General features: G+C 68.2%; 17 protein-coding genes. 11 read left to right on the top strand and 6 right to left on the bottom strand.

Annotation, left to right across the window (positions count from 1 at the left end; genetic code table 11):
* Positions 1 to 237 precede the first annotated feature (237 nt).
* From C3492_RS42485 to C3492_RS42455, 7 genes are all read left to right on the top strand, one after another.
* Positions 238 to 2,547, top strand: coding sequence for an ABC transporter family substrate-binding protein (locus tag C3492_RS42485; RefSeq protein ID WP_103817929.1), 2,310 nt, complete (start codon positions 238 to 240; stop codon positions 2,545 to 2,547).
* Between the two features lie 173 nt (positions 2,548 to 2,720).
* On the top strand, positions 2,721 to 4,637 hold the full coding sequence (typA, locus tag C3492_RS42480) for a translational GTPase TypA (RefSeq protein WP_103817928.1): 1,917 nt from the start codon (positions 2,721 to 2,723) through the stop codon (positions 4,635 to 4,637).
* A 492-nt stretch (positions 4,638 to 5,129) separates the two neighbouring features.
* Positions 5,130 to 6,170: an ABC transporter permease gene (locus tag C3492_RS42475; RefSeq protein ID WP_103817927.1), complete on the top strand. Its 1,041-nt coding sequence runs from the start codon at positions 5,130 to 5,132 to the stop codon at positions 6,168 to 6,170.
* Positions 6,171 to 6,273: 103 nt separating this feature from the next.
* Positions 6,274 to 8,067, top strand: coding sequence for an ABC transporter substrate-binding protein (locus C3492_RS42470; RefSeq protein WP_181140850.1), 1,794 nt, complete (start codon positions 6,274 to 6,276; stop codon positions 8,065 to 8,067).
* A gap of 92 nt (positions 8,068 to 8,159) precedes the next feature.
* Complete coding sequence (locus C3492_RS42465) at positions 8,160 to 9,137, top strand: ABC transporter permease (protein ID WP_014674771.1); 978 nt, start codon at positions 8,160 to 8,162, stop codon at positions 9,135 to 9,137.
* A 15-nt stretch (positions 9,138 to 9,152) separates the two neighbouring features.
* Positions 9,153 to 10,214: an ABC transporter ATP-binding protein gene (locus C3492_RS42460; protein ID WP_103817925.1), complete on the top strand. Its 1,062-nt coding sequence runs from the start codon at positions 9,153 to 9,155 to the stop codon at positions 10,212 to 10,214.
* A gap of 13 nt (positions 10,215 to 10,227) precedes the next feature.
* Positions 10,228 to 11,349 carry an ABC transporter ATP-binding protein gene (locus tag C3492_RS42455; RefSeq protein WP_103817924.1) on the top strand — a complete coding sequence of 374 codons (1,122 nt, stop codon included), beginning with the start codon at positions 10,228 to 10,230 and terminating at the stop codon, positions 11,347 to 11,349.
* On the opposite strand, the gene C3492_RS42450 is transcribed toward C3492_RS42455, so the two are convergent.
* From C3492_RS42450 to C3492_RS42425, 6 genes are all read right to left on the bottom strand, one after another.
* The gene (locus C3492_RS42450; protein ID WP_103817923.1) at positions 11,346 to 12,110 is read right to left on the bottom strand and encodes a trans-aconitate 2-methyltransferase; all 765 of its coding nucleotides are present in this window, start codon (positions 12,108 to 12,110) and stop codon (positions 11,346 to 11,348) included. The two genes, C3492_RS42455 and C3492_RS42450, sit on opposite strands and share 4 nt — an antisense overlap.
* 254 nt (positions 12,111 to 12,364) lie before the next feature.
* Positions 12,365 to 13,408, bottom strand: coding sequence for an ABC transporter ATP-binding protein (locus C3492_RS42445; RefSeq protein ID WP_103817922.1), 1,044 nt, complete (start codon positions 13,406 to 13,408; stop codon positions 12,365 to 12,367).
* 23 nt (positions 13,409 to 13,431) lie between these two features.
* Positions 13,432 to 14,466 carry an ABC transporter ATP-binding protein gene (locus C3492_RS42440; RefSeq protein ID WP_103817921.1) on the bottom strand — a complete coding sequence of 345 codons (1,035 nt, stop codon included), beginning with the start codon at positions 14,464 to 14,466 and terminating at the stop codon, positions 13,432 to 13,434.
* A gap of 52 nt (positions 14,467 to 14,518) precedes the next feature.
* Positions 14,519 to 15,499 carry an ABC transporter permease gene (locus C3492_RS42435; protein WP_103817920.1) on the bottom strand — a complete coding sequence of 327 codons (981 nt, stop codon included), beginning with the start codon at positions 15,497 to 15,499 and terminating at the stop codon, positions 14,519 to 14,521.
* A gap of 119 nt (positions 15,500 to 15,618) precedes the next feature.
* Positions 15,619 to 17,382 carry an ABC transporter substrate-binding protein gene (locus tag C3492_RS42430; RefSeq protein ID WP_103817919.1) on the bottom strand — a complete coding sequence of 588 codons (1,764 nt, stop codon included), beginning with the start codon at positions 17,380 to 17,382 and terminating at the stop codon, positions 15,619 to 15,621.
* Between the two features lie 79 nt (positions 17,383 to 17,461).
* The gene (locus C3492_RS42425; RefSeq protein ID WP_103817918.1) at positions 17,462 to 18,451 is read right to left on the bottom strand and encodes an ABC transporter permease; all 990 of its coding nucleotides are present in this window, start codon (positions 18,449 to 18,451) and stop codon (positions 17,462 to 17,464) included.
* Positions 18,452 to 18,962: 511 nt separating this feature from the next.
* On the opposite strand from C3492_RS42425, the gene C3492_RS42420 reads away from it, so the two are divergent.
* The 4 genes from C3492_RS42420 to C3492_RS42405 form a co-directional block, all read left to right on the top strand.
* Positions 18,963 to 20,591 carry an ABC transporter substrate-binding protein gene (locus C3492_RS42420; RefSeq protein WP_103817917.1) on the top strand — a complete coding sequence of 543 codons (1,629 nt, stop codon included), beginning with the start codon at positions 18,963 to 18,965 and terminating at the stop codon, positions 20,589 to 20,591.
* Between the two features lie 6 nt (positions 20,592 to 20,597).
* Positions 20,598 to 21,521: an ABC transporter permease gene (locus tag C3492_RS42415; protein ID WP_103817916.1), complete on the top strand. Its 924-nt coding sequence runs from the start codon at positions 20,598 to 20,600 to the stop codon at positions 21,519 to 21,521.
* Positions 21,514 to 22,497: an ABC transporter permease gene (locus C3492_RS42410; protein WP_103817915.1), complete on the top strand. Its 984-nt coding sequence runs from the start codon at positions 21,514 to 21,516 to the stop codon at positions 22,495 to 22,497. The genes C3492_RS42415 and C3492_RS42410 overlap by 8 nt, the downstream gene beginning before the upstream one ends.
* Positions 22,498 to 22,505: 8 nt before the next feature.
* Positions 22,506 to 22,775 (top strand): ATP-binding cassette domain-containing protein (locus C3492_RS42405; protein ID WP_146075803.1); only part of this gene is annotated, 270 nt, incomplete at its 3' end.

The raw sequence follows: 22,775 nt of genomic DNA, 5'->3' as shown, positions 1-22,775 counted from the left end.
CCGCCGGTGTGAAGGGATGTGCAGCGATTGGCCGAGGCGTACGGATGCACCGCCCGGTGTGTTGCGCCGCACGGGTGGGCTTACCGGCCGTCGTCGCCGTGTCGCCCACCGTGGCCGGATCCTTTCCTCTTCAGTGGCCGCATAGATCTGATCAGCTCCATATACCGCCAAACGTGATCAGCTCCATATACCGACAAATGCGAGCATAAGGCCCGTGGCTTCCTGGAGGTAGCAGAGATGTCCTACGACGGCGTTGGGCAGCGCCCCGAAGGGGTGCGAGGCTCCATCGACGGGCGGCTCTGCCGCGGGGCGCGACCAGCCGCGACGCACCCGCAGACGGCCGGCGACCGGTCCCGGCGGGTGAAGCGGGCCCTCGCCCTCCTCAGCGCGAGCGCCCTCGCCGTGCCACTCCTGGCCGGCTGCGGCGAGGACGACGAGGCGGGCACCCCGCTCGCACCGCAGGACATCGCCCTGGTCACCCGCGACAAGGTCGCCGACGGCGGCACCCTGAAGTGGGCCGTGGACGCCGTACCGGAGACCCTGAACACCTTCCAGGCCGACGCCGACGCCGGCACCAGCCGGGTCGCCCAGGCCGTGCTGCCGTCCATGTTCCGGCTGGACGCCGCCGGGCGGCCGGTGGCCAACCCGGCCTACCTGGAGTCGGCCGAGGTCATCGAGACCGAGCCGCGCCAGGTCGTGCTGTACAAGCTGAACCAGCAGGCCGTCTGGACCGACGGCCGGGAGATCGGCGCCGCCGACTTCGTCGCCCAGTGGCGCGCCCTGTCCGGCAGGAACAGCGCCTTCTGGACCGCCCGCAACGCCGGCTACGACCGCATCGCCAAGATCGAGCGCGGCGCCAGCGACCTCCAGGTCCGGGTCACCTTCTCCCGCCCCTACGCCGACTGGAAGTCGTTGTTCTCCCCGCTGTACCCGAAGGACGTCATGGGCACCCCGGACGCCTTCAACGACGGCGCCCGGCGCAAGCTGAAGGTCACCGCCGGACCCTTCAAGGTCGAGAAGGTCGACACCGCCAAGAAGGACGTCGTCCTCACCCGCAACCCGCGCTGGTGGGGGAAGCCCGCCAAGCTGAACGGGATCGTGCTGCACGCCGTGGCGCGCGACAAGCGGGCCGCCGCCCTCGCCGACGGCAGCGTGGACCTCGCCGAGATCGACTCCGCCGACGCCCAGCGGATCGGCCTCGCGGGCCGCGCGAAGGGCACCGGCACCCCCCTCCAGGGCGCCGGGGGCAAGACCTCCGCGAAGAAGCTGCGCGACTGGGCGCTCGCACACGGCTTCGACTCCGACCAGGTGCACGCCGGCAAGCAGAAGCTGCGCAAGGCCATCACCCGGTACCTGGAGCAGCAGCAGGCGCTGCGGGACGTCGAGGTCCGCAAGTCCCTGGAGCCCGCCTACACCCAGCTCGCCCTCAACGGCGCCACCGGTCCCCTCGCCGACGATCGGGTCCGCCGGGCCGTCGCCCGCGCCCTGGACCGCGTGGAGCTGGCCCGGCTGGTGCTCACCCCGCTGGGGCTGCCCGCCGTGCCGGTCGGCAGCCACCTCGCCCTGTCCGGACAGGCCGCCTACGCCGACGGCAGCGGCGCGATCGGCGGCCAGGACGCCAAGGAGGCGCAGGCGCTGCTCGCCGACGCCGGCTGGGTGCGCGGCGGCCCGATCAAGGAGCCGAAGAAGGCGGAGAAGGCGGCCGGCCCCGAGCGCCCGGCCGAGGACGTGTCGAACGGCGGCAAGGACGGCGAGTACATCGTCGGGGAGGACGACGACGAGAAGGGCCGTGACGACGGGCCCGGCGACGGCGGGAGCCACGGCGGTTCGGACGGCGACGGCAAGGGCAAGCACCACGAGTCGGCCGGCGACCAGCAGGAGCACCCCGACCAGCATCTCGTGCGGGAGGGCAAGCACGGCGGCGCGCCCGGCGCGTACGCACCCCAGGGCACGGCCGCCCCGGCCGCCGCGCCCGCCGGACCGCTCGCGAAGGACGGCAAGCCGCTCGCGCTGCGCTTCGTCCTGCCCTCCGGGTCCGGCTCGGACACGCTGAACTCGGTCGCCGAGCGGATCTCCGCGATGCTGGAGCAGGTCGGCATCCGCACGACGATCACGAAGGTCTCCGACGAGAGCTACTTCAAGGACCACATCGCCGCCGGTGACTACGACCTCGCCCTGTACTCCTGGCCCTCCTCCGCGTTCCCGGCGACCGACGCCCGGCCCATCTACGCCAAGCCGGTCGCGGCGGCGGACGGCTCGGTGAACGTCGAGCAGAACTACACACGGGTCGGCACGGACCAGGTCGACCAGCTCTTCGACCAGGCCGCGACCACGCTCGACGAGGACGAGGCGCGTTCCCTGATCCGCAAGGCCGACGCCCGCATCTGGGCCGCCGCCGGCTCGATCCCGCTCTACCAGCGGCCCCAGCTCGTGGGGGTCCGGAAGAACGTGGTGAACGCCGGGGCGTTCGGCTTCCGGACGCCGGTCTACGAGGACATGGGCTTCCTGAAGAAGGGGGCGAAGGTTTCGCCGAGCCCGGCCAAATAGCCGCCGCCGGGTGCGTGGGAGGCGGCCTGAGCTGCACCGACGTATCCCGGCGAGCTCCTGCGGCAGCGGCCACGTACCATGGGGTGAGGCCGTGGCGTGTCCAGCCCGGCAGGGCCCGCGCGACACGGACGTACGCGCAGGGCAGTCCGCACACTCCGGGAGTACGCCACAATATGACTGCGTTTTCTACGCGTCACGACATCCGCAACGTCGCCATCGTCGCCCACGTCGACCACGGCAAGACCACCATCGTCGACGGGATGCTGAAGCAGGCCGGTGCCTTCGCCGCCCACCAGCTCGACCAGGTCGACGACCGCGTCATGGACTCGAACGACCTGGAGCGTGAGAAGGGCATCACGATCCTCGCCAAGAACACGGCGGTCAAGTACCACCCGAAGGACGGCGGGGAGCCCATCACCATCAACATCATCGACACCCCCGGCCACGCCGACTTCGGCGGCGAGGTCGAGCGCGGTCTGTCGATGGTCGACGGCGTCGTGCTGCTGGTGGACGCCTCCGAGGGCCCGCTGCCGCAGACCCGCTTCGTGCTGCGCAAGGCGCTCCAGGCCCGGCTCCCCGTCATCCTGTGCATCAACAAGACGGACCGCCCGGACGCCCGCATCGACGAGGTCGTCAACGAGACCTACGACCTCTTCCTCGACCTGGACGCGGACGAGGAGCAGATCGAGTTCCCGATCGTCTACGCCTGCGGCCGTGACGGCATCGCCTCGCTGACCAAGCCGGACAACGGCACGGTCCCGGCGGACTCCACCAGCCTGGAGCCGTTCTTCTCCACCATCCTGGAGCACATCCCGGCCCCCACCTACGAGGAGGGCGCCCCGCTCCAGGCGCACGTCACCAACCTGGACGCCGACAACTTCCTCGGCCGTATCGCGCTGCTCCGTGTCGAGCAGGGCGAGCTGCGCAAGGGCCAGACGGTCGCCTGGATCAAGCGCGACGGCTCCGTGCAGAACGTCCGCATCTCCGAGCTGATGATGACCGAGGCGCTCACCCGCAAGCCGGCCGAGAAGGCGGGCCCGGGTGACATCTGCGCGGTGGCCGGTATCCCGGACATCATGATCGGCGAGACCCTGGCCGACCCGGAGAACCCGGTCGCGCTGCCCCTGATCAAGGTCGACGAGCCGGCGATCTCCATGGTGATCGGCACCAACACCTCCCCGCTGGTCGGCCGTGGCGCCACCGGCAAGGGCGCCGACAAGAAGGCGGCCGTCAAGGACCGCAAGGTCACCGCCCGCCAGGTCAAGGACCGCCTGGACCGCGAGCTGATCGGTAACGTCAGCCTCCGTGTCCTGGAGACCGAGCGTCCGGACGCCTGGGAGGTGCAGGGCCGTGGTGAGCTGGCGCTCGCCATCCTGGTCGAGACCATGCGCCGGGAGGGCTACGAGCTGACCGTCGGCAAGCCGCAGGTCGTCACCAAGGAGGTCGACGGCAAGACGTACGAGCCGATGGAGCGCATGACGATCGACGTGCCCGAGGAGCACATGGGCGCCGTCACCCAGCTCATGGGCGTGCGCAAGGGCCGCATGGACAACATGTCCAACCACGGCTCCGGCTGGGTCCGCATGGAGTGGGTCGTCCCCTCCCGCGGTCTGATCGGCTTCCGCACCGAGTTCCTGACGCAGACCCGTGGCACGGGCATCGCCCACTCCATCCACGAGGGCTTCGAGCCGTGGGCCGGCCCGCTGCAGACCCGGAACAACGGCTCGCTGGTCGCCGACCGCTCCGGTGCCGTCACCGCGTTCGCGATGACGAACCTTCAGGAGCGCGGCGTGCTCTTCGTGGAGCCGGGCACCGAGGTGTACGAGGGCATGATCGTCGGCGAGAACTCCCGCTCCGACGACATGGACGTCAACATCACCAAGGAGAAGAAGCTCACCAACATGCGGTCCTCGACGGCCGATGTGACCGAGTCGATCGTGCCGCCGCGCAAGCTGTCGCTGGAGCAGTCGCTGGAGTTCTGCCGCGACGACGAGTGTGTCGAGGTGACCCCGGAGGCCGTTCGCATCCGCAAGGTCGTGCTCGACCAGCGGGAGCGGGCGCGCGCCGCGAGCCGCGCCAAGCACAGCTGATTCCAGGCCACCTTCCCGGCCACCTGAGCCCGGGTTCCCCCATCGTGGGGGAACCCGGGCTTTTTGCAACCGGTTTTCGGGCGCCCCATGTCCGACATGCGGAGATCACTGCCCGATACCCATGTAACAAGTCCGTTTCGCGCCTTCTTCTGGCGAACAGTTTGTCCAGATTTTGGAAGGTGTAGGCGTGAGCTGTGACTGAATTGAGATCTACGGGCAGTGGTCGGTGGTCGACCCATGGCAGATAGTTAGCCGCGTAGCGCTCGGGTCAATGGGTCTCGCGCTGTGGGGACAGCGCCGACTCACGAGCACCACGGGGTTTCTGACCCTCCGTCAGGGGTGTCGGAGGGAAGACGGAAACCCTCGCCAGTTGGTGAACACGTGAAGTCATGAGGAGGGAACCCCGGTAACTACGCGCGTCCGACTGCGGTCACGCGCGTTCTCGGAGTACGCGGACACCTCTCACGCTCATACCTGTGAAACGGACGAACCGTGACAAGTCCTATCGATATAGAGGGCGGCGGGGCTTCGGTCGTCGTCGACGGCGCACCAGGGCCGGAGACGAAGAGCGAACCCGTCAAGCTCGCGGGCCGGTCCCCCGGCCAGCTGATGTGGCTGCGCTTCAAGCGTGACCGCACGGGCGTCATCTGCGCCGTGGTGGTGATCGGCTACTTCGTAGTCGCCCTGCTCGCACCGCTGCTGACGAAGCTGTCGGGCACTGATCCGTACACCCTGTACGGCCAGGACCCCACCTACGCCGACAAGCCCGTCCTCGATGAATTCGGGCTTCCGCTGGGGTACTTGGGGGGCGTCTCCGGCGACCACTGGTTCGGCGTCGAACCGCAGTACGGCCGCGACCTCTACGCCATGCTGCTGTACGGCATGCGCACCTCGCTGTACATGGCGCTCGGGATCACCGTCCTCCTCATGGTCACCGGTGTCGTGATCGGCCTGGTAGGCGGGTACTTCGGCGGGCGCACGGACTACTGGATCGGCCGCGGCACCGACTTCTTCCTCTCCTTCCCGCAACAGCTGTTCTTCATCGCCTTCATGCCCGTCGTCACGTCCTTCTTCGTGGATCCCCGCGAGGAGACGCCGACCTACTTCCGTGCCCTCGCCATGCTGATCGTGCTCTGGCTGCTGGGCTGGATGGGCATGGCCCGACTGGTCCGGTCGACCGTACTGTCCCTGCGCGAACGGGAGTTCGTGGAGGCGGCCAAGGTCTCGGGCGCCTCGCCGTGGCGGATCGTGCGCAAGGAGATCCTGCCCAACGTCGTCACCCCGATCCTGGTGCAGTTCACGTACCAACTGCCCAGCACCATCCTCAGCATCGCCTTCCTGTCCTTCGCGGGCGTCGGGTTCGTCGAGCCGACGCCCGACTGGGGACGCCTCTTCGCCGCCGGCGCCCGGTACGCCGAGCAGGACCCGGCGTTCATGTTCTTCCCCGGGGTGGCGCTGGTGATCTTCGTCCTGTGCTTCAACCTCCTCGGGGACTCCGTACGGGACGCGTTCGACCCCAAGTCCGGGCGGTAGGTCGTCCGTTGGGTGGGGGTGGCTGCCGCCCCCGCCGGCCCGCACCCGGCCGGCGCCCGGCAGATCTCACGGATAACAACCGACAGGTAGGTGGATTCGCCACATGATGTCTCATCGCGCCCGCGGAGCGCGTGCCGTAGTGATCGCCATCGCGGCCGGCTCCCTGGCTCTCACGGGCTGCTCCAAGAACGAGGGCGGCAAGTCCGGCAAGGACTCCAAGAAGGACCAGAAGGAAGCGGCGGTCCAGTCGAAGGCGGTCACCTATGTCGACGCCGCGGGTTCGACCGGACCCGCGAAGGACGTGCCCGGTGCCAAACCCGGCGGCACGATCACGGTGTACCAGGAGGCGGGTCTGTCCCACCTGGACCCCAGCCAGATCTACGTCTCCGACGCCGGCCAGGTCGCCAACCTGCTCTTCCGCCGCCTGACCCAGTTCCAGGAGGACGACAAGGGCAACGTGTCCGTCGTCGGTGACCTCGCCACCGACTCCGGCAAGTCCTCCGACGGCGGCAAGACCTGGACCTTCACGCTGAAGGACGGCATCAAGGACGAGAACGGCAACCCGATCACGTCGGCCGACGTCCGGCACACCGTCGAGCGTCAGTACGCGAAGTTCATCTTCGACGGCCCCACCTACCTCCAGACCTGGCTGAGCGGCGCCGAGTACCGCAAGGCCCTGCCCGGCGGCGGCTTCGACGGCAAGCACCTGCCGGCTTCCGTGCTGGACACCCCGGACGACAAGACGGTGGTCTTCCACTTCGACCAGGCGCGCCCGGACCTGCCGCAGACGCTCGCCATGGCCGGCTACGCCGTCGTCCCGGCGAAGGGCGACACCAAGGAGAGGTACGAGAAGAAGCCGGTCTCCACCGGCCCGTACAAGATCGCCGAGAACAAGGCCGGCAAGACGCTGAAGCTGGTCAAGAACACCAACTGGGACCCGAAGACCGACTCCGTGCGCCACCAGTACGTCGACGGCTTCACCATCCAGTTCGGCGTCACCGAGTCCACGCAGACCAAGCGCCTGATCGCGGACGAGGGCGACAACAAGAACGCCATCCAGCTCACCAACGGCGTCGAGGCCACGCAGATCCAGGACGTCATCAACAACCCGGAGGCCAGCAAGCGCACGGTCAAGGGCTACCAGCCCTACGTCATGACCCTGACCTTCAACCTCGACCGGGTCAAGGACAAGAAGGTCCGCGAGGCCGTCACCTACGCGGTCAACTCCAAGTCCCTCATCGCCGGTGAAGGCGGCGCCTACGGCGGTGACGTCGCGCCGAACTACTTCGCTCCGACGCTGCCCGGCTACGAGCCGAGCTACGACCCCTACGGCCGGCTGAAGACCCCGCAGGGCAACATCGCCAAGGCGAAGGAGATCCTCAAGGGCGTCCCGGCCGCCGAGAAGAAGATCGTCTTCGCCTACGCCAACAGCGAGGCCGGCCAGAAGCGCAAGGTCGCCATCGAGGACGCCCTGACCAAGGTCGGGTTCGACGTCGTCGCCAAGGAGGTCGACGCGGCGAGCTACTACGAGCAGATCGGCAAGCTCAAGAACCCGTACGACGCCTACATCACCGGCTGGGGCCAGGACTGGCCGTCCCCGGGCACGGTCGTCACCCCGATCTACGACGGCTCGCAGGTCTTCGATGGCTCCGCGAACTACTCGCACGTCAAGGACCCGAAGGTCGACGCCCTCATCAAGAAGGCGCTGACGCAGAACCCGACCGAGGCCGCCAAGACCTGGAAGGAAGCGCACCACTACCTGCTGGAGAACGTCATCCCGGCGGCGCCGCTGTGGTACACGAAGCAGTTCCAGATCTCCGGCTCCAACGTGGGCGGTGCCCGCTACGGCTCGGTGTCCAGCCTCATCGACATCACCCGGCTGTACCTGAAGTCGTGACCCGCGGCTGACCAAGGGGGCGCGCTCCGCAGCGAGCGCGCCCCCTGTCCGAGCGCCCCCTACCCACCGTCTCCGCAGAGAGCCAGCCCGCCATGCTTCAGTTCATCATCCGGCGCACGGTCGGCGCCTTCGTCACGCTCTTCCTCATCGGGGCGGCGACGTTCTTCCTCTTCGTGGCCGCACCCTCCGACTACGCCTCCCTGGCCTGCGGCAAGGACTGTTCGCCCCAGCGGCTGGCGGACATCCGGGAGGCCCTCGGGCTGAACCTGCCCCTGGCCCAGCAGTTCTGGGACTTCATGTCCGGCATCGTGACGGGCCGCGACTTCCCGACCGGGCACTGCTCGGCCCCCTGCCTGGGCGTGTCGTTCTACTCGGGGGACATGGTCTGGAGCACCATCATGGACCGGTTCCCGCTGACCCTCACCCTGACCGCCGGCGGCGCGATCGTCTTCCTCGTCATCGGCGTCGGCGCGGGCATGATCGCCGCCTACCGGCGCGGCACACTGGTCGACAAGGTCGCCACCGGCGCGTCCATGGTGCTGAGCTCGTTCCAGATCTACTTCCTCGGCCCGATCGTGCTGACGGTCCTCGTCTACAGCACCGGCTGGATGGAGGACCCCAAGTACGTGCCCCTCACCCAGGACCCGGTCGGCTGGTTCGTCGGGATGTCGATCCCGGTCTGTGTGATGGCGACGATCTTCACCGCGCAGTACACCCGTATGGCACGCTCCTCGATGATCGAACAGCTCGCCGAGGACCATGTGCGCACCGCCCGGGCCAAGGGCATGTCGCGCAAGTACGTCTTCCTGCGCTACGCCTGGCGCGGCTCGCTCATCCCGATCGTCACCGTGCTCGGCATCGATGTCAGCTCCATGCTGGGCGGCGCCGTCGTCACCGAACTGACCTTCTCCCTCCAGGGGATCGGCCGGCTCGCCGTGGACGGCGCGGTCAACAAGGACCTGCCGCTGACGATGGGGGTCATGCTGTTCGGCGCCTTCTTCATCCTGATCATCAACATCCTGACCGACATCACCTACGCGTGGATCGACCCCCGCATCCGGCTCTCCTAGGAAGAACCAGCCATCGTGACCACAGTGACCAAGGCCGAGGGGGCACCGGCCCCGACCGGGCCGGACGGATTCCTCTCGGTGCGCGATCTCCAGGTGACGTTCTCCACCGAGGACGGCCCGGTCAAGGCCGTCGACGGCCTCTCCTTCGACCTGCACCGCGGGAAGACCCTCGGCATCGTGGGCGAGTCGGGCTCGGGCAAGTCGGTCACCAACCTGACGATCCTCGGACTGCACGACCCGATGTTCACGACGATCGACGGGGAGATCCTCCTCGACGGCAAGGAACTGATCACCGCCACCGAGAAGGAGATGGAGAAGCTCCGCGGCAACCGGATGGCGATGATCTTCCAGGACCCGCTCACCGCGCTGTCGCCCTTCTACACCATCGGCCGGCAGATCGCCGAGCCGTACATGAAGCACACGGGCGCCTCGAAGCGGGCCGCCTGGGAGCGGGCCGTGGAGATGCTCGCCAAGGTCGGCATCCCCAACCCCAAGGAGCGCGCGCGGGACTACCCGCACCAGTTCTCCGGCGGTATGCGCCAGCGCGCGATGATCGCCATGGCACTGGTCTGCGACCCGGACCTGCTGATCGCCGACGAGCCGACCACGGCGCTGGACGTGACCGTGCAGGCCCAGATCCTGGACCTGCTCAAGGACCTCCAGCGGGAGTTCGGCACGGCGATCGTCTTCATCACCCACGACCTCGGGGTCATCGCCGACATGGCCGACGACATCATGGTCATGTACGCCGGGCGCGCGGTGGAGCGCGGCACCGTCGACGAGGTGCTCAGGGCGCCGCTGCACCCGTACACCTGGGGCCTGCTGAACTCCATGCCCCGGCTGGACTCCGACCTCGGCACCCCGCTCTCGCCGATCCCCGGCACCCCGCCGAGCCTGCTCACCCCGCCGACCGGCTGCCGCTTCCACCCCCGGTGCACCTTCCGGGACCGGGTCGAGGGTGACCGGTGCGTCACCGAGCGCCCGCTGCTGGGACCGGACCGTTCCTCGGCGTGCCACCTGAGCACGGAGCAGAAGCGCACCATCTTCATCGAAGAGATCAGGCCCCGTCTGGGCTAGGAGGACAACCGTCATGAAAGAGGACCTCGTCCTCCCCACCACCCGCGAGGCCGGTGACGACGCGGCGCCGGAGCCGCTGCTGAAGGTCTCGGGGCTGGTCAAGCACTTCCCGGTCAAGGGCGGCTTCCCGATCCGGCGGACGGTCGGCGCGGTGCAGGCCGTCGACGGCCTGGACTTCCAGGTCGCCGCGGGCGAGAGCTTCGGCCTGGTCGGCGAATCGGGCTGCGGCAAGTCGACCACCGGCCGGCTCATCACCCGCCTGCTGGAGCCGACCAGCGGCACGATCACCTACCGCGGCCGGGACATCAGCCACGCGAACCGCAAGCAGCTCGCACCGATCCGGTCCGAGATCCAGATGATCTTCCAGGACCCGTACTCGTCGCTGAACCCGCGGCAGACGGTCGGCAAGATCATCTCGGGGCCGATGGAGATCAACGGCATCGATCCGGAGGGCGGCCGCGAGAAGCGGGTCCGTGAACTCCTGGAGATCGTCGGCCTCAACCCCGAGCACTACAACCGCTTCCCGCACGAGTTCTCCGGCGGCCAGCGCCAGCGCATCGGCGTCGCCCGCGCCCTGGCCCTGGAGCCGAAGCTGATCGTCGCCGACGAGCCGGTCTCCGCGCTGGACGTGTCGATCCAGGCCCAGGTCGTGAACCTGCTCCAGCAGGTGCAGCGGGAACTGGGCATCGCCTTCGTGTTCATCGCCCACGACCTGGCCGTCGTACGCCACTTCTCCCAGCGCGTCGCGGTGATGTACCTCGGCAAGATCATCGAGGTGGGCGACCGGGACTCCATCTACACCCGCCCGCGCCACCCCTACACCCACGCCCTGCTCTCCGCCGTCCCCGAGGTGACCCTGACGGAAGGGGAGGCGCAGCAACGCGAGCGCATCCGCCTCGCCGGCGACGTGCCGTCCCCCATCTCCCCGCCCTCCGGCTGCCGCTTCCGCACCCGCTGCTGGAAGGCCCAGGACAAGTGCGCGGCCGAGGAGCCCCCGCTGCTCCGGCTCTCCGGCAACCGCGACGGCCACCTGACGGCCTGCCACTTCCCGGAGGAACCGACCATCGAGGCCCGCGAGGAGGACATCGTCCTGGACCCGGCACTGGCGGCGCTGGAGGAGGACCAGGCGGGTTAGGGCCCTTCGTCTGAGGGGGCCTCGGCCCGGCGGGCCACCGTGATGATCTCCGGGGACGTGTCCGTCAGCGGGCCCCGGTTCCAGTCGCCGTACTGTTCGGTGACCGTCAGGCCCGCCTCCGCGAGGAAGGCCTCCAGCGTCCCGCCGTCCAGGAAGCGCAGGACGCTGTGGTTGACCCGGGGGGCGGGCCAGTGGGGGCCGGCGTAGGTCTCGGTGAAGCGGATCCGGCCCCGGTCCGGGTCCGCGCCCCGCACCTCGTGCCAGACCCGCACCGCGGTGCCGTCGGCGGCGGTGATCTCGTGCACCCGGTCCGGGGTCCACCGCTCCCAGGCGCGGGCATCCGGATTGCGGGTCTCGAACACCAGCCGCCCCCCGTCCCGCAGGGCCGCGCGGGCGGCGCGCAGGCAGACCCGGATCTCCTCGTCCGTCACCAGTTCCTGGAAGGCGTGCCCGGTCATGACGACGAGGTCGAACTCCTCCCGCCACCGCCGCACCCGCACATCGCCGAGCACCCACTCGACGTCCGGCCGGGCGCGCCGCGCCTGGACGAGCATGGCGGCGGCCGGATCGAGGCCCGTCAGCCGCCCCCGGTGCCCCTCGGCCCGGGCCCGCCGCAGCAACCGGCCGGTGCCGCACCCGATGTCCAGCACGGAGCCGGCGTCCCGCAGCATACCGAGGTAGAAGTCGTCACCCGGTCCCCAGGGATTGAGGCTGTCGTACAGCGCGGCGAGCGTGAGATCGGCAAAGACGTGATCCACCACCGCGGCAGTCTGACACACGGTGTTGAACGGTGGGTCAGGAACCGGGGACTTCGCGAAGTCCTCGTACCGACAGGACCGTTGACGCGAGGCCACTCGGAAGGCGGACCCGCGGACAGCGGACGCCCGGAACGCAGAAGAGGGCCCGTGCCTGGGGAGGCGCGGGCCCTCGTCCCCTGGAGCGGACGATCAAGGGCTCGGGTCAATGGGCCGTGAAAGTCCGATCCGCAAGGGGGCGGCTGACGGAAAGGGGTGTGTCAGGCCGCCGCCTCGGGGTCCTTGGAGAGGCGCTGCGCCGGGATCGTGGCCTCCGTCTCCGGGTAGTGGCACGCCGTCAGGTGGCCCGGCTTGTTGCCCTCGGCCTGCACCAGCGGCGGCGCCTCCGTCGCGCACTTCTCGGTCGCCTTCCAGCACCGGGTGCGGAAGCGGCAGCCGGAGGGCGGGTTGATCGGCGACGGCACATCGCCGGTCAGGCGGATGCGCTCGCGCGGCTCCTCGTCCACCGTGGCCTCGGGCACGGCGGAGAGCAGGGCCCGCGTGTAGGGGTGGCGCGGGTTGTCGTACAGGTCCTCGCGGTCGCCGATCTCGACGATCTTACCCAGGTACATGACCGCGACGCGCTGTGAGAAGTGCCGCACGATCGCCAGGTCGTGGGCGATGAAGACGAACGCGATGCCGAGTTCCCGCTGCACCTTCTGGAGCAGGTTGACGACCTGGGCCTGGATGGAGACGTCCAGGGCCGAGACCGGCTCGTCGGCGACGATCAGCTTCGGGTTCAGGGCCAGGGCGCGGGCGACGCCGATGCGCTGGCGCTGGCCGCCGGAGAACTCGTGCGGGAAGCGGTTGTAGTGCTCGGGGTTGAGGCCGACGATCTCCAGGAGTTCACGGACCCGCTTCTCGTGGCCACCCGGCGGGTTGATGCCGTTGATCTCCATCGGGCCCGAGATGATCTTGCCGACCGTGTGCCGCGGGTTCAGCGAGGCGTACGGGTCCTGGAAGATCATCTGGATCTCGGACCGGATCGGTGCGAGCTGCTTGCGGTTGGCGTGCGTGATGTCCTGACCGCGGTAGCTGATCCTGCCGGCCGTGGGCTCCAGCAGGCGGGTGATGAGCCGGCCGGTGGTCGACTTGCCGCAGCCGGACTCGCCGACCAGGCCCAGGCTCTCGCCCGCGGCGACCTGGAAGTCGAGCCCGTCGACGGCCTGCACCGCGCCGACCGTGCGGCGGATCGGGAAGCCGCCCTTGATCGGGAAGTGCTTGGTCAGCCCGGAGACGTCCAGGAGGGGAGTGGTGTCGCTCATTGGTGAATTCCGTCTCTTGTACGTCAGTGGGCCTTGGCGGCCGTGTCGGCGAGGTACTCGCTGCGCTGCTCGTCCGTCAGATGGCAGGCGCTGCCGCGACCGTCCACGATCTCCAGCAGCGGCTGCTCCTTCGAGCACCTGCCGTCCGCGACCTTGTCCGCGAAGGCACAGCGCGGGTGGAAGCGGCAGCCGGTCGGCGGGTTCAGCAGCGACGGCGGCGAGCCCGGGATCGGATTCAACGGTACGTCGACCGGGCCGTCCAGGCTCGGCATGGAGCCGAGCAGACCGTAGGTGTACGGGTGCTGCGGGGTGCGCAGCACCTCCGTCTTCGAGCCGCGCTCCACGCACCGGCCGCCGTACATCACCAGCACGTCGTCGGCGATGTCCGCGATCACGCCGAGGTCGTGCGTGATGAAGATGATCGCGGTGCCGAACTCCTGCTGGAGGTCCTTGAGCAGGTCCATGATCTGGGCCTGCACGGTCACGTCGAGCGCGGTCGTCGGCTCGTCGGCGATCAGCAGCTCCGGGTCGCACACCAGCGCCATCGCGATCATCGCGCGCTGGCGCATACCGCCGGAGAACTCGTGCGGGTAGTTGTCCACCCGCCGGTCGGGCTGGGGGATGCCGACGCGCCTCAGCATCTCGATGGCCCGCGCCCGCGACTCGGCCTTGGAGGCGCCGGTGTGCTTGCGGTACACCTCGCCGATCTGGGTGCCGATGGTGTGGTACGGCGACAGCGAGGCCAGGGCGTCCTGGAAGATCATCGCCATCTTGTTGCCGCGGAGGTGCTCCAGCGTCTTCTCCGAGGCGCCGTTCAGCTCCTGGCCGTCCAGCTCGATGGAGCCGTCGATCTTCGTGCTGTCCGGGTTGTGCAGGCCCAGGATGGCCAGGTTGGTGACCGACTTGCCGGACCCCGACTCACCCACGATGCCCAGCGTCTTGCCGCGTACGAGGTCGAAGGAGAGGCCGTCGACGGCCTTGACGACGCCGTCCTCGGTCGAGAAGTGCACCTTCAGGTCCTTGACGGACAGGAAGGGCTGCGAATCGGTGCTCGTCACGGGGACGCTCCAGAGGGGGGTGATGCGGGGTAGCTGGCGGAGGAGGGCGGGGTCAGGCGAGCCGGATCCGCGGGTCGATCAGGGCGTAGCAGGCGTCGACGACGATGTTGGCGATCACCACGAAGGCGGCCGTGATGATCATGACGCCGAGCAGCATCGGCAGGTCGTTGTTGGTCACCGACTTCACGGCGAGCATGCCGAGGCCCTGGAGGCTGAAGGTCTTCTCGGTGATCATCGCGCCGCCGAGCAGCACGCCCATGTCGATGCCGAAGATGGTGACGATCGGGCCCATGGCGCCGCGCCAGGCGAAGCGGAAGAAGACGTTGCGCCGGGACATGCCCTTGGCGCGGGCGGTGCGGACGTAGTCCTCGGTGAGCGTCTCGACCAGCTGCGAGCGGGTCATACGGGTGTAGTTGGCGGTCCAGATCAGCGCCAGCACCAGCCAGGGCACGAGCAGACCGGTGAACCAGGCACCCGGGTTCTCGCTGAACGGGGTGTAGGAGGGCTGCTTGAGCAGGTGCGACTGGTAGACGAGGAGGTACAGGGCGACCGGGCCGACGAAGTAGATCTGCATCGAGGAGGCGACCAGCGAGGCGGAGCTGGCGATCTTGTCGAGCGGCTTGCCCTGCTTCACCGCGGCGAGCATGCCGGTGCCGATACCGAAGATCAGGAAGACGACCGAGGAGCCGATGGCGAGGGAGGCGGTGGTCGGGAAGCGGTCCCACACCGTCGCAAGGACGGGCTCGCGGTTGATGAACGAGTAGCCCAGGCAGGGTGCGTCGCAGTGGCCGAAGCCCGGGTAGTCACGGCCCACGAAAATGGCCTCGAGCCAGTGCCAGTACTGGACCGGCAGCGGGTCCGAGATCCCCATGTTGTGCCGGATCACGTCGAGCGTCTCCGGAGTGCAGACCTTGCCACAGGCGATGCGGGACGGGTCGCGCGGCACCGCGTAGAAGAGCATGAACGTGATCGCGCTGATGATCAGCAGCGTGACCACGGCGCCGAGGAGCCGGCGGACGAGGAAGCGAAGCATGGGGGTTGGCTTTCCTGGGAGGGCCGTCGTGCGGAACGGGCCGGGCCGGGGTGACCGGAGGCCCGGTGGACGAGCCGAGGGTGGGGCGGCCTGGAGCCGCCCCACCTCTCAGGTGTGGATCAGGCCTTGACGTACATCTTGTAGAGCATGCAGCCGTCGAAGTTCGGGTCCATCTTGACGTTGCCGAGCTTCGAGCCGTGGATGTACAGGCGCTTCATGTAGACGTCCGGGATGAAGGCGCCCAGCTCCGTGACCTGCTTGTCCAGGGCGGCCCACATCGCGTTGGCCTTCTCCTGGTCCGTCTCCGCCGTGGCCGCCTTGATGGCCGCGTCGACGTCCGGGTTCTTCAGGTGGCAGTAGTTGGTGCCCTGGTCCACCACGTTGTGGCTGTCGAACAGCGGCTGGAAGACCGAGTAACCGGTCGGCCAGTCGGCGGACCAGCCGCCCCAGTAGATGTCGTACTCGTTGTCGAGCTTGCCGATCTGGTCGTACCAGGTGGTGGAGTCGATGCCCTTGGTGACGACGTCGAAGCCGGCCGCCTTGAGGGCGTTCTCGACGACGACCTTGACCTTGGCGTTGATCGGGTCCTGCTGGTAGGCGTAGACGACCTTGGTGCCGAGCTTGCCGGCCTTCTTCAGGACCGCCTTGGCGGCGGCCGGGTCGCCGGCCGGGTTCTTCAGCTTGCCCCAGACGTCCTGCGACTTGTAGCCGGCGACGAGCGGGCTCATGATGCCGGTCGCGTAGTCACCGCGGTGCGCGCCGCCCTGGATGGAGCGGATGCCGGCGGTCGGCCAGGCCTTGATGATGGCCTCGCGGACCTTGATGTCGGTGACGCGGGTCTGGTTGATCCAGTAGACGCTGGTGCCGCTGCTCAGGTCCTCGAAGAGGCGGTCCTTGGCCTTGGCGGTGGCCTGCTGGACCTTCGACTGCGGGACGGTGCGCCAGGACACGGCGTACTGGTCGTTGCCCGAGTCGGCGATCAGCCGGTCGGCGGCGGTCTCCGCCTCGATGCCGAAGGTGAAGTCGAACTCGTCCGGGTAGGCGTTGCGGATCGGGTCCGTCTTCGGGTCCCAGTGCTCGTTGCGGACCAGGACCATCGACTTGTCGGTCTGGTGCGACTTGATCTTGTAAGGACCGCTGGAGAACGGCTTCTTGTCGTAGTCCTGCTTGGTGTCGTGCTTCACCGGGGTCGGCGCGTACGAGTGCATCGCGACGACGTAGTTGAAGTCCGGACGCGCCTCGGAGAGGTGGAAGGTGATGGTCTTCCCGCTCGTCGTGATCGACTTGAGGTGCTTGTTGCCCTTGAAGGGACCCGGGTAGGACTTGCGGTACTCCTGCGTGCCCGTCAGCCAGGTCTGGGCGTACACGGCGCCCTCGGTGATGAAGTTGGCGAAGGCGCGCTCGAAGCCGTGGCGGACGTCGTCGACGGTGATGTCGGAGCCGTCCTCCCACTTCACGCCGTCCTTCAGGGTGAAGGACCAGGTCTTGCCGCCGTCCTTCATGGTGCCCGTGTCGGTGGCGAGGTCGCCGACCAGGGTCATGGAGCCGTCGTCGGCGACCTTGTAACCGGTCAGGGTGCGGGCGAGGACGACCACGGCCAGCGAGTTCCACGCGTAGTAGACGCGCTGCGGGTCGAGGTGCGAGAAGTCGTCGTCGTTCAGCAGGTAGACCTTGCCGCCCTTCTTGGCACCGGGGACCTCCGGAGCCGGGCCCTGCGAGTCCGCCGCCGTGCCGATCTTGACGGTGGTGGTGTGGGCCTTGGCCGCTTCCTGCTTGCCGGTGCCGGTGCTGCTGGAGTTGCCGCTGCTGCACGCGCTCAGCACGGTGCTGGAGGCGGCGGCAACACCGGTGGCTATCAGGAAGTTTCTGCGCGAGAAGGACATCGCATCCTGCCTTGAAGTGGGTTGATGAGAGAAGCCCGGCACCCCGGCGTCCTTGCCGTGGTCCTGAGGAGGGCCGGAGTCAGCGCTTGGTCTTCGGGTCGAGCGCGTCGCGCACCGAGTCGCCGAGGAGGTTGAACGCCAGTACGAAGATCACCATCGAGATGCCGGGGAAGAGCAGGAAGGTGAAGTCGTCCTGGTAGAAGCCGGCGGCATACCCGATCATGACGCCCCAGTCGGGGGTCGGGTCCTGCATGCCGACGCCGAGGAAGGCGAGGCCCGCCTCCGTGGTGACCATCGCGGGCAGCAGGAGCGTGCCCTGGATCAGGATGGGAGTCCACAGGTTGGGCAGCAGTTCCTTGAAGATGATGCGGGCCGGAGACGCGCCCGTGACCTTCGCGGCCTCGACGAACTCCCGCTCGCGCAGGGCCAGCACCTGACCGCGCAGCAGCCGGGCGATGGAGGCCCAGCCGAAGAGGACCAGGAGGGTGATCAGGGAGATCACGACGATCGAGGTGGGCGTGTCCTCGTTGCTGGCCACGAAGAGGCTGAGGACCACCGGCGTGAACGCCACGAAGAACAGCTGCTGCGGGAAGGCGAGCAGGATGTCGATGACCCGGCCCAGGATCCAGTCGGTCTTGCCGCCGATGTAGCCGGCGGTGACGCCGATCACCACGCCGACGATCATGACGAGGACCGTGATCGCCGTCGCGAGCAGCAGCGAGTTGCGGACCGCGTACAGCAGGAAGGTGAAGACGTCACGGCCGAGCTGCGGGTCGATGCCGAACCAGAACTCGCTGTCGATGCCGCCGTTCGGCTTCGCCGGGAGGCCGTTGTCGCCCAGCAGTCCGGGCGTGTTGATCCCGTACGTCGTGTACGGGTCCTTGCCGTACAGCTTGGCTATGAGCGGCGCCGCGAGGCCGATCACGAAGAAGAGGATCACGATGATCGCCGAGGCGACGCCCACGCGGTCCCGCTTGAAGCGGCGCCAGGCGAGCTGCCCGGGGGACCTGCTCTCGCTGCCCTTCGAGCCGTCCGAAGTGATCGACTTCTCGACGGTCTCGTCGGTCACCTCAAGCGGGGCAGCCGCGGATGGAGTTGGGGGGGTCATGGTGCTCCTGGCCCAAGGGAGGGTCTGATGACTCCGCAGGGCGCTCCCCTACGGGCTACGCCGGACTTTTTCAACGCAATTCATTCAAGGTCAATAAATTCTCGGTCGCCTTGGTTGTCTCTTTACCTTCTTTACTTGTCCTTGATCGTTCCGTAGCTACGCGGGTAGCGCGCCGTAATCAATCCGTGCTTCACATCGGGCCAATTGGACTAAACGGGCAAGGAGTTCGATATGCGGACGGTGGAGTGTCGACATGCGTACATCGGCCCGTCTCAATCCAACGTTTCGGCATCGTTACGCGAAGATCTATTGCGCTCGCCACCCAAGATCATCGAGGCGGTGGAGGGGGTCGTGCCTGCATTCGGATGACGTCTCCCCCCAAAGGCCGCTCAATCGGGCGGCGGACATGCGATACATGCCTCATATGCCGATATTGGCCGGTAGTGGATCAACGTCGCGGAGGAGGCACGCCATGCGCGGAGTCACGCATGCCCGAGGGGCCGTGTGCGCGGTGGCGCTGGCTCTCGCCGCCACCGGCTGCGGAGGGGGCGGCTCAGGCGGCGGCGGCACCGCCGGCGCGGTGCTCAGCTCCTCGTGGGGCGACCCGCAGAACCCGCTGGAGCCGGCCAACACCAACGAGGTGCAGGGCGGCAAGGTCCTCGACATGATCTTCCGGGGCCTGAAGAAGTACGACCCGAGGACCGGCAAGGCCACCGACATGCTCGCCCGGTCCATCGACACCGACGACTCGCGGAACTTCACCATCAAGATCAAGAACGGCTGGACCTTCTCCAACGGCGAGAAGGTCACCGCCCGCTCCTTCGTGGACGCCTGGAACTATGGCGCGAGCCTGAGGAACAACCAGAAGAACGCCCTCTTCTTCGGTTACATCGACGGCTACGACAAGGTCCACCCCAGCGGCGGCAGGCAGACCGCCGACACCCTGTCCGGGCTGAAGGTGGTGGACGACCACACCTTCACCGTCCGGCTCAACCAGAAGTTCTCCACCTTCCCGGACACGCTCGGCTACGCCGCCTTCGCCCCGCTGCCGCGCGCCTTCTTCACGGATCACGCGGCCTGGCTGAAGAAGCCGGTCGGCAACGGTCCGTACACGGTCGCTTCCTATATGAAGGGCTCTCAGATGTCCCTGCGGAGGTGGGACGGCTACCCGGGCCCGGACAAGGCACGCAACGGCGGTGTGGATCTCAAGGTCTACACCGACAGCAACACCGCCTACACCGATCTGATGTCCGGCAACCTCGACCTCGTGGACGACGTGCCCGCCGCCCAGCTGAAGAACGTCAGGACCGACCTGGGCGACCGCTACATCAACACCCCGGCCGGCATCCTCCAGACCTTCGCCTTCCCCTACTACGACAAGGCGTGGGACAAGCCGGGCTCGGAGAAGGTCCGCACCGGCCTGTCGATGGCGATCAACCGCAAGCAGATCACCGAGACGATCTTCCACGGGACCCGTACCCCGGCCACCGACTGGACCTCGCCCGTCCTCGGCGTGGCCGGCGGCTTCAAGGAGGGCCTGTGCGGCAGGGCCTGCGAGTACCACCCGGACGACGCCAAGAAGCTGATCAAGGAGGGCGGCGGGATCCCCGGCGGCCAGGTGAAGATCACGTACAACGCGGACACGGGCTCGCACAAGGAGTGGGTGGACGCCGTGTGCAACTCCATCAACAACGCCCTCGGCAACGACAAGGCGTGCGTCGGCAACCCGGTCGGCACCTTCGCCGACTTCCGCAACCGCATCGGGCAGCACAAGATGACCGGGCCGTTCCGCGCGGGCTGGCAGATGGACTACCCCCTCATCCAGAACTTCCTGCAGCCGCTGTACTACACGAACGCCTCCTCCAACGACGGCAAGTGGTCGAACAAGGACTTCGACAAGCTGGTCGACCGGGCGAACGCCGAGAGCGACCAGACCAAGGCCGTGAGGCTGTTCCAGCAGGCCGAAGGGGTCGTCCGGGACAACATGGCCGCGATCCCGCTCTGGTACCAGAACGGCAGCGCCGGCTACTCCGAGCGGCTGTCCGACGTGGCGCTCAACCCGTTCAGCGTGCCCGTCTACAACGAGATCAAGGTCAGCTGAGCCGCCATGGGACGCTATGTCGTCCGGCGACTGCTCCAGATGGTCCCGGTCTTCGTCGGGTCGACGCTGCTGATCTTCCTCATGGTCAATGTGATGGGTGATCCCGTCGCGGGTCTGTGCGGGGAGCGGGCGTGCGATCCGGCGACGGCGGCGCAGCTGAAGCGGGAGTTCGGCTTGGACAAGCCGGTCTGGCAGCAGTACCTCACCTACATGGGGCACCTGTTCAGCGGCGACTTCGGTACGGCGTTCAACGGGCAGAAGGTCACCGAGCTGATGGGCACGGCGTTCCCCGTCACCATCCGGCTGACGATCGTGGCGATCCTGTTCGAGATCGTCATCGGCGTCACGCTGGGCGTCGTCACGGGCCTCAGGCGCGGCCGGCCGGTCGACACCGCCGTGCTGCTGCTGACCCTGGTGGTGATCTCGGTTCCCACGTTCGTCACCGGTCTGCTGCTCCAACTGCTGCTCGGCGTGAAGTGGGCGTGGATCAGGCCGTCCGTCTCCCCGGACGCGGCCTTCGGCGAGCTGATCGTGCCGGGCCTGGTCCTGGCCTCGGTCTCCCTGGCCTACGTCACCCGGCTGACCCGCACCTCCATCGCGGAGAACAAGCGCGCGGACTACGTCCGTACGGCGATCGCCAAGGGTCTGCCCCGGCGCCGGGTAATCACCCGGCATCTGCTGCGCAACTCGCTCATCCCCGTGGTCACGTTCATCGGGACGGACATCGGGGCGCTGATGGGCGGGGCGATCGTCACCGAGCGGATCTTCAACATCCACGGCGTCGGTTACCAGCTCTACCAGGGCATCCTGCGCCAGAACACCCAGACGGTCGTCGGCTTCGTGACCGTGCTCGTGCTGGTCTTCCTGGTCGCCAACCTCCTCGTCGATCTCCTGTACGCCGTGCTCGACCCGAGGATCCGCTATGCCTGAGCAGTCGCCGTACGAGCCCGAGCGGGCCATCGCCGGTACCGGGATGGGCGGCGCGATGGACCTCGCGGCGAGCGAGGCCACCACGCTGGAGCGGACACCGGGCGGACCGGAGGGCACGGGGCCGACGGGCAGGCCGCGCTCCTTGTGGTCGGACGCGTGGCGGGACCTGCGCCGTAACCCGGTCTTCGTCGTCTCCGCGCTGGTCATCCTGTTCCTGGTGTTCGTCTCGGTCTGGCCGTCGGCGATCGCCTCCGGGAACCCGCTCTCGTGCGACCTGGCCAAGGCGCAGGACGGTTCGGCTCCCGGGCATCCCTTCGGTTACGACGGTCAGGGCTGCGACGTCTACACCCGCACGGTGTACGGGGCCCGTACGTCGGTGACGGTCGGGGTGCTGGCCACGCTCGGGGTGTCGGTGTTCGGGTCGGTGCTGGGCGCCCTGGCGGGCTACTTCGGGGGCCTGTGGGACGCGGTGCTGTCCCGGATCACGGACATCTTCTTCGCCATCCCGGTCGTCCTGGGCGGACTCGTCCTCCTCTCCGTGGTGACCTCCAATACGGTCTGGCCGGTCATCGGGTTCATGGTGCTGCTCGGCTGGCCGCAGATCTCCCGCATCGCGCGCGGCTCGGTCATCACCGCCAAGCAGAACGACTACGTCCAGGCCGCCCGCGCCCTGGGCGCCTCCGACTCCCGCATCCTGCTGCGCCACATCGCACCCAACGCCGTCGCCCCGGTGATCGTGGTGGCCACCATCGCGCTGGGCACCTACATCGCCCTGGAGGCGACCCTGTCCTACCTCGGCGTCGGCCTCAAACCCCCCAGTGTCTCCTGGGGCATCGACATCTCCGCCGCCTCCCCCTACATCCGCAACGCCCCCCACGCCCTGCTGTGGCCCTCGGGCGCCCTGGCGGTGACGGTGCTGGCGTTCATCATGCTCGGCGACGCCGTCCGAGACGCCCTCGACCCGAAGCTGAGGTGACGTCCGCAATGCTGCTCGACGTACGCGACCTGCACGTGCAGTTCCACACCCGCGACGGCATCGCCCACGCCGTCAACGGAGTCAACTACCAGGTGGACGCGGGGGAGACGCTGGCGGTGCTGGGGGAGTCGGGGTCGGGGAAGTCCGTCACCGCGCAGGCCGTTATGGGCATCCTCGACATGCCGCCCGGGCGGATCACCCAGGGGCAGATCCTGTTCCAGGGACGGGACCTGCTGACGCTGAAGGACGAGGAGCGCAGGCGGATCCGGGGCACCGGA

The organism is Streptomyces sp. Ru62 (assembly GCF_002920615.1).
Classification (GTDB): domain Bacteria; phylum Actinomycetota; class Actinomycetes; order Streptomycetales; family Streptomycetaceae; genus Streptomyces.
This window is presented reverse-complemented; position numbering and strand designations above follow the sequence as displayed.

Bases quoted from the DNA above. Each gene is read 5' to 3' on its own strand.
- C3492_RS42485 (WP_103817929.1), top strand. From the start codon at position 238: ATGTCCTACGACGGCGTTGGGCAGCGCCCCGAAGGGGTGCGAGGCTCC.
- typA (WP_103817928.1), top strand. From the start codon at position 2,721: ATGACTGCGTTTTCTACGCGTCACGACATCCGCAACGTCGCCATCGTC.
- C3492_RS42470 (WP_181140850.1), top strand. From the start codon at position 6,274: ATGATGTCTCATCGCGCCCGCGGAGCGCGTGCCGTAGTGATCGCCATC.
- C3492_RS42465 (WP_014674771.1), top strand. From the start codon at position 8,160: ATGCTTCAGTTCATCATCCGGCGCACGGTCGGCGCCTTCGTCACGCTC.
- C3492_RS42455 (WP_103817924.1), top strand. From the start codon at position 10,228: ATGAAAGAGGACCTCGTCCTCCCCACCACCCGCGAGGCCGGTGACGAC.
- C3492_RS42445 (WP_103817922.1), bottom strand. From the start codon at position 13,408: ATGAGCGACACCACTCCCCTCCTGGACGTCTCCGGGCTGACCAAGCAC.
- C3492_RS42435 (WP_103817920.1), bottom strand. From the start codon at position 15,499: ATGCTTCGCTTCCTCGTCCGCCGGCTCCTCGGCGCCGTGGTCACGCTG.
- C3492_RS42430 (WP_103817919.1), bottom strand. From the start codon at position 17,382: ATGTCCTTCTCGCGCAGAAACTTCCTGATAGCCACCGGTGTTGCCGCC.
- C3492_RS42420 (WP_103817917.1), top strand. From the start codon at position 18,963: ATGCGCGGAGTCACGCATGCCCGAGGGGCCGTGTGCGCGGTGGCGCTG.
- C3492_RS42415 (WP_103817916.1), top strand. From the start codon at position 20,598: ATGGGACGCTATGTCGTCCGGCGACTGCTCCAGATGGTCCCGGTCTTC.
- C3492_RS42410 (WP_103817915.1), top strand. From the start codon at position 21,514: ATGCCTGAGCAGTCGCCGTACGAGCCCGAGCGGGCCATCGCCGGTACC.